The sequence below is a fragment of the Variovorax sp. 01T439_2 genome, assembly GCF_056398445.1.
This window is the reverse complement of the sequence record NZ_JBFTPJ010001339.1, coordinates 1-1,076: the sequence shown is the minus strand read 5'-3', so window position 1 is coordinate 1,076 and position 1,076 is coordinate 1. Positions and strand designations below refer to the sequence as shown.

Annotated in this window: 1 pseudogene; it reads left to right on the top strand. The window is 73.5% G+C overall.

Going from position 1 to position 1,076, the window contains the following annotated elements:
• Positions 1–1,076 (top strand): annotated as a pseudogene (locus AC1DOC_RS34770) (acetate--CoA ligase family protein); the annotation flags it as partial.

The window sequence follows — 1,076 nt, the reverse complement described above, 5'->3', positions numbered from 1 at the left end:
GAGCATCGCCACTTTCTCGGTGGCGCTGGAATCGTCCTTTCCCGCGGCGGGCGCGGGCGGCATCGTCTCGCAGAGCGGCAATCTCGGCAGCTTCACCCTGCGGATGGCCGGCGAACGCGGCCTGGGCGTCAGCCGCATGCTGACCACGGGCAATGAATGCGACGTGGACATTGCCGACGCCATCGCCTCGCTGGCGGCCGACCCCGGCACCTCGGTGATCCTGTGCTGCATGGAAACCTGCCGCGACGGCGCCAAGCTGATGCAGGCCATGGCGATGGCCCGCGAGGCCGGCAAGCCGCTGGTGGTGCTCAAGGTCGGCGTTTCCGAGGCCGGCAGCGCGGCCGCGGCTTCGCACACCGGCGCGCTGGCCGGCTCGGACGCCGTGTTCGATGCCGTGCTGCGCCAGGGCGGCGCACTGCGCGTGCCCAGCATCGAGCTGCTGCTCGAGGTTGGCCATGCGCTGTCGGTGGCCGGTCCGGCGCGCGTGCCCGGCGGCCACCGCGTGGCGGTGCTCACGGCCTCCGGCGGTTTCGGCGTGCTGCTGGCCGATGCGGCCAGCGCGCAGGGCCTGGCGCTGCCGAAGCTCGCGGCGCAGACGCAGGCGCGCATCCTCGCGGCCGTGCCCTTTGCCGCGCCGTCCAATCCCGTGGACATGACGGCGCAGGTGTCAAGCCGGCCCGAGGTGCTGGCCCAGATGCTCGACGCCATGGCGCGCGACGACAGCTGCAACGCGCTGATCCTGCAGTCGGCCAACGCCTTCCATGTGCCGCGCCTGCGCGACGTGTTCCTGGAGGCGCTCGCGCAGGTGCGCAAGGACCATCCCGCGCGCCTGATCCTGCTGTGCGCGCGTGCTCCCGAGGACGTGCGCGCACGGCTCAACGCGATGGGCTTTCCGGTGGTCGAGGGCATCGATGCGGCCTGCGCGACGGTGGCGGCGTTGCTGCGCTTCGGCGCGCGCGATGCCGCACGGATTGCTGCGCCGGCCATCGCACGCGCGCCGCTGGGCGCCGCGGCCTTCGCCACCGAGGCCAGCGCCAAGGCGGTGCTGGCCGAGGCGGGACTGCCCGTGCCGCGGG